Source organism: Pontibacter qinzhouensis (assembly GCF_008017455.1).
In the GTDB taxonomy this organism is placed as follows: Bacteria; Bacteroidota; Bacteroidia; order Cytophagales; family Hymenobacteraceae; genus Pontibacter; species Pontibacter qinzhouensis.
In genome coordinates, this window is sequence record NZ_VRTY01000171.1 from 1 (window position 1) to 6,460 (window position 6,460).

At 47.0% G+C, this 6,460-nt stretch carries 3 protein-coding genes and 1 CRISPR repeat array; all 3 genes read right to left on the reverse strand.

Annotation, left to right across the window (positions count from 1 at the left end; genetic code table 11):
• Positions 1-40 precede the first annotated feature (40 nt).
• Positions 41-2,422: direct repeats of the CRISPR family, unit length 37 nt; unit sequence CTTCCAGCAGCTTATCCAGCATAACAAGGATTGAAAC.
• A 315-nt stretch (positions 2,423-2,737) separates the two neighbouring features.
• Entirely contained in the window at positions 2,738-3,985 is a 1,248-nt protein-coding gene (locus tag FVR03_RS23430) for an acetate/propionate family kinase (protein ID WP_147924204.1), read from the reverse strand.
• A 13-nt stretch (positions 3,986-3,998) separates the two neighbouring features.
• Positions 3,999-6,134 carry a phosphate acetyltransferase gene (pta, locus tag FVR03_RS23435; protein WP_147924205.1) on the reverse strand — a complete coding sequence of 712 codons (2,136 nt, stop codon included), beginning with the start codon at positions 6,132-6,134 and terminating at the stop codon, positions 3,999-4,001.
• 123 nt (positions 6,135-6,257) lie between these two features.
• On the reverse strand, positions 6,258-6,460 hold a 203-nt coding region (locus FVR03_RS24830; protein ID WP_222707305.1), incomplete at its 5' end, for a hypothetical protein.

Below are 6,460 nucleotides of genomic sequence, written 5' to 3' on the forward strand. Positions count from 1 at the left end.
AAACCATAATAGTGTTATGTGGCACAGCCCGTAAGGGCCGCTTCCAGCAGCTTATCCAGCATAACAAGGATTGAAACTGTGCGCGCATGCGACATGGGCCACAAACGAGCGATCTTCCAGCAGCTTATCCAGCATAACAAGGATTGAAACAGATCAAGATTGACGAAGGGGCACTCAATAAGCGAACTTCCAGCAGCTTATCCAGCATAACAAGGATTGAAACTGAAACTATACCCTAAAACAGAAGAAATTAAAGGCGACTTCCAGCAGCTTATCCAGCATAACAAGGATTGAAACCTGTCAGATAAGCGAAGTCCTGATCGTTATAGTGAACTTCCAGCAGCTTATCCAGCATAACAAGGATTGAAACTTTTTCCATCGACACAGCCAAACCCAGGCATGGTTTCTTCCAGCAGCTTATCCAGCATAACAAGGATTGAAACTACTCTATTCTGGGCTTTTTGCCATCCACATACACCAGCTTCCAGCAGCTTATCCAGCATAACAAGGATTGAAACGTGAAAATGCCTTTCAAAAACTAAAAAAACATCTACCTTCCAGCAGCTTATCCAGCATAACAAGGATTGAAACTGGAATTGGACCAGACAAGGGATTATATCAGAGTTCTCTTCCAGCAGCTTATCCAGCATAACAAGGATTGAAACTCAGGGATATCTATATTACCGACACTGCATTGTACCCTTCCAGCAGCTTATCCAGCATAACAAGGATTGAAACGCCAAGCTTCATCACTCTGGAAGTCAGGCACCGTAAACTTCCAGCAGCTTATCCAGCATAACAAGGATTGAAACGATAATACCGCTTCGTGCGCCTGGGGGTCATTACTACTTCCAGCAGCTTATCCAGCATAACAAGGATTGAAACCTTCTAAGGGTTTAGAGGCTTCCTTGAGGAACCTGGACTTCCAGCAGCTTATCCAGCATAACAAGGATTGAAACAGAATACTTTCCGGGACCTGGCAGCGCTCTACTACCCTTCCAGCAGCTTATCCAGCATAACAAGGATTGAAACTGCCTTTTGGAGGGGGCGGTGGTGCTGCCCCAGTGACTTCCAGCAGCTTATCCAGCATAACAAGGATTGAAACAGGCAGACGGCTGCAGGATTGAAAAAGGGCGGGTATCTTCCAGCAGCTTATCCAGCATAACAAGGATTGAAACTGACGGATTCTGCCTTAGAGTTCAACATCAACGACCCTTCCAGCAGCTTATCCAGCATAACAAGGATTGAAACGCAACGCCAGATGTAGAGCTAGGGGGCATCTTTGCACTTCCAGCAGCTTATCCAGCATAACAAGGATTGAAACTAACTTTCCAAATACCTCTAATGCTATCACCTGAAACTTCCAGCAGCTTATCCAGCATAACAAGGATTGAAACTCCATCTCCCGTTCTTTGACCTTCCCGAACATATCCACTTCCAGCAGCTTATCCAGCATAACAAGGATTGAAACTTAAAATAAGCGGGTTCATACTTCAGTATAAAGGCCCTTCCAGCAGCTTATCCAGCATAACAAGGATTGAAACAAGACAGCAAAGAAGAGGACGATGAAAAACACGTTCCTTCCAGCAGCTTATCCAGCATAACAAGGATTGAAACCTGCGACTGCCTGAAGTCCCAAAAGATCATCAAAGACTTCCAGCAGCTTATCCAGCATAACAAGGATTGAAACCACAGCCCCTAATGTGCTACTTCCTAATCTTCCCCCCTTCCAGCAGCTTATCCAGCATAACAAGGATTGAAACCTAATGGAATCACTAGAAACCAAAATAGGCGTGATACTTCCAGCAGCTTATCCAGCATAACAAGGATTGAAACCTGCTTCGGATCATGCTGCTTTTCTTTTCGGGTATACTTCCAGCAGCTTATCCAGCATAACAAGGATTGAAACTTTGTCCTGAGCCGTTGGTGTAGGTTTTGCCAATCCCCTTCCAGCAGCTTATCCAGCATAACAAGGATTGAAACTCCAGCCTTACTTCTATCTTCAGGCGGTCATAGTTGCTTCCAGCAGCTTATCCAGCATAACAAGGATTGAAACGAAAAGAACAGCTTGCTATTCAAAAGGCACTAGGCGCTTCCAGCAGCTTATCCAGCATAACAAGGATTGAAACAGCCGGTAGAAGTAGCCATAGCCGAAATGTCTGCCTCTTCCAGCAGCTTATCCAGCATAACAAGGATTGAAACGTAGTCTTCAGTAGTTCTCATCAATACACCACCTTACTTCCAGCAGCTTATCCAGCATAACAAGGATTGAAACATAGTGGATACCATCGAGAACAAGCGGGAAACCATTACTTCCAGCAGCTTATCCAGCATAACAAGGATTGAAACTTAGTACAGCTTGATTACGTCTTTCAAACTAACTACCTTCCAGCAGCTTATCCAGCAGAATAAGGATTGAATTAGAATGAGCGTCGCTCGCAATTACAATAAATACAACCTTACGACAGCTTATCGATTAGGATAAAGATTGAGAATTTATTACTTGCAGCGGATAAATTGCTTGACAAAATTCTTTAGCTTGATGAAGCCATTAATGCAGGGTTTAGGTTATAGTAGTTGCATAATTAAACAATTATTCTAATAAAAATACCCTTCCGATGGTAAAATGAATGTTTTGGGGCCAAGGGTAATTGAGGGGAACAGCGAAAAACCAGCATAAAAAAAACCGCCACTCCTGCAGTAGGAATGGCGGCCAAATACTAAAAAATATTAAACTTTAATAGCCAGAGGCATGGGTGCTGGTATTTTCAGCTACAGATGCAGCCTGGACGTGCAGCAACTGGTAACACTGCCGGGCAATTTCCTGCTCCTCGTTCGTCGGAACTACTAGCACCTTTACCGGTGAGCCTGCTATGTTTATTTCCCGGATGCCCTTAGCGCGTATCTTGTTCTTTTCCAGATCAAACTGAATACCCAAGAACTCCATTTGCTGGCAAATACGCTCCCGAATAATGGCATCGTTCTCGCCTACACCTGCCGTGAAAATAAGGGCATCGAGGCCGTTCAGAACGGCAGCGTAGGCACCAATGTATTTCTTGATGCGGTAGGCATAGAGGTCATAGGCAAGCGAGGCGTTTTTATCGCCTTCATCCATAGCCTTTATAATGTCGCGCATATCGGAGAAGCCGGTGAGGCCCTGCATGCCACTGCGTTTGTTCAGCAGCGTGTTTACCTGGTCTGGGTCGTATCCCAATTGATTAACCAAGTGGAAGATTACAGAGGGGTCTATATCGCCGGAGCGGGTGCCCATGATGAGGCCACTGAGCGGACCGAAGCCCATACTCGTGTCTACAGACTTGCCTGCGTCTACGGCTGCCATGCTGCAGCCATTGCCCAGGTGAATGGTAATAATCTTGGCATCCGGTTTATCGAGGTACTCCAGCGCCTGCTCCGACACATATTTATGGCTGGTGCCATGGAACCCGTACGCCCTGATGCCCTGGTCGGTGTAGTAGGAATTTGGAATGGCGTAGCGAAATGCCTTTTCGGGCATAGTCTGGTGAAAAGCAGTATCGAAAACCGCCACTTGCTTGGCATTGGTAAAGATATGCTCTGCCACCTCAATGCCCATGTAGTTCGACGGGTTGTGGAGCGGGGCCAGCGGGAACAGCTTTTTTATTTCGGCCTTCACCTCCTGCGTTACTACCGTGGTGGCGGCAAAGCTCTCGCCTCCGTGTACCACCCGGTGCCCTACTACCTCAATCTCGGCAGGGTCCTGAATAACACCAATTTTACTGTCGGTCAGCAACTGTACCACTTCGTGCAGGCCCGCCTCATGGTCAGGCAAATCCAGTATCAGTTGTTTTACTTCTTCGTGGTCGCCCAGGTGTACTTTATGTGTGATAACAGAATTTTCGAGGCCAATGCGCTCTACCAAACCACTGCAAACGGGCTGGTTAAAGGGCATTCTGAACAGCTGGTATTTAATGGAGCTGCTACCGGAGTTAACTACAAAAATATTCATGTGCGTTGAGGTGCTAATTTGTGGCAAGTAAAGTTGCTTTTTCTGTTTGGGCAGGCTGTTTTTCCTGGCTCTGAATGGCGGTAATCACCACGGTGTTAAAGATGTCTTCAACGGTGCAGCCACGGCTCAGGTCGTTTACAGGCTTGTTGAGCCCCTGCAGCATCGGTCCGATAGCCAAAGCGCCGGTTTCGCGTTGCACGGCTTTGTAGGTGTTGTTGCCAGTGTTCAGGTCCGGGAAAATAAGTACGCTGGCACGGCCGGCTACCTCTGAGTTTGGCAGTTTCTGTTTACCTGTTACAGGGTCTACGGCAGCATCGTACTGTATCGGGCCTTCTACTTTCAGGTCTGGTCGTTTCTGTTTCACGAGCTCAGTGGCCTTACGTACTTTGTCTACGTCTGCGCCTTCTCCCGATGTTCCGGATGAATAAGACAGCATGGCAACCCGTGGCTCAATGCCAAAGCGCTGGCTGCTATCGGCAGATGAAATGGCTATTTCGGCCAGCTGCTCGGCTGTTGGGTTCGGGTTCACGGCACAGTCGCCGAAAACAGATACCCGGTCCGGGAGGCACATAAAGAACACCGACGATACCACCGAAACATCGGGTTTGGTTTTGATAAACTGCAGGGCAGGGCGGATGGTGTGCAGCGTAGTGTGCACCGCTCCGGATACCATACCGTCTGCATGGCCTTTGTACACCATCATGGTGCCGAAATAAGACACATCCGACATCATATCAGAAGCCATCTGGTACTGCAGGCCTTTGCTCTTACGCAGCTCCAGCAGGGTATACACGTAATCCTCAAAATGCTCCGATTTCAGCGGATCGACAATGTTTATTTTGCTCAGGTCCAGGTTCAGGCTTAGGCGTTTTACCGAAGCGGCTATCTCCAGGGTATCGCCTAAAATAGTCAGGTTCACAATGTCCTGGTTTATGAGGCGCGCGGCAGCTCTTAAAATACGGTCGTCGTTGCCTTCTGGCAGTACAATGTGTTTTTTTGTGCTTTTGGCCCATTTCACGAGCTGGTACTGGAACATGTGCGGGGTCATGCCTTCTGATTTATAGGTCACGAGCCGCTCATCCAGCGCCTGCAGGTTCACGTACTTTTTAAACGTGTTGATGGCCAGCTGAATTTTCTTGTTGTTATCGGGCGTAATCCGCGATTTAATATTACCTACCATAGTGGCGGTGTGGAAAGAACCGAACTTGACGGAGATAATCGGAACCACCATCTGCAATCCGTCAATAAGGCGCACAATGGGTTCGTCTGGCTCAAACTTACCAGTAAGCACAATACCGGCCACTTTCGGGTAGTTCACCGACATGTTGGCCTGCAGCGCGCTCAGAATAATATCGCCACGGTCGCCGGGAGTTACAATAAGTACGTTTTCTTTAATGTGGTTGAGAAAGTTCGGCACCTGCATGGCACCCATAATAAAATGGTCGGCCTGGTTCGAGAGTTGCTGCTCGCCAAACATCAGCTTGCCGCCTAGTATCTCATGCACTTCCTTCATAGTAGGGCTTTTCAGGTCCTTATCTTCCGGAATCACACCCAGAATGATATTGGGGCTCAGGTAGTTCTCCAGGAGCCGTTGCACTTCAAAGGCCTGCTCGGGCTTCACCTTATTGGCAATTACGGCCAGCACCTGCACCTCGCGCGCCCTGAAATTGCGCTTAATGGTTTTTACAGCCGTTAAAATCTGCTCGTTGGTCTTCTCCTCGCCCGATACCACAATAATAACCGGAGCGCCCAGGTTTTTGGCAATGGTGACGTTGGCATCAAATTCAAAAGCTGTGCCTTCGCCCAGAAAGTCGCTGCCTTCTATTACCGTAAAATCGTAATTCTCTTCGAGCTTTTTAAATTTGCTGATAATCGTGTCGATGATCTCGCCCTGGTTGCCAGCCTCTATTAGTTGCTGCGCCTGCCGTTGGGTATAGGCGTAGGTGTCGTTGTAGCTAACGGGTAAGCCGAAGTGGCTGATAATGGTTTCTATGTGTGAATCCTTCTCCTGCTCAGCATCATAGTTTATGATCGGCTTGAAATACCCGATTTTCTGAGCTTTTCCTAACAAGACATGTATAAGGCCCAGCGCCACAATAGACTTCCCGCTATAGGGTTCAGCAGTGGCTATAAATATTGTTTTTGTCATATTAATTAGACTTTGAGGCAAATATAAAGCCGGCAGTTTCTCTGGCGAATGATAAAAGTCATTCTATAACCAGACATTTCTACTTTAAACTGACTCTTATCCGGCAGGTTACAATTTTAGAATTTAAAATCCTAAAGCAGGCTCTACCAAATTTTGTTCTATGCAAAAGTTTATATCAGAAACAATACATGCTGCATAACAGAATAGGTTCAGGATATCTGCCAACTTTAACACTGACTCAGGTAAATTATTTGAATGAAAGTGGCCTCCAGAAGGTTTTTTGAGGTTTTTATGCCAAGGGTCCCCTTCACATGTAAAAGGCCCGT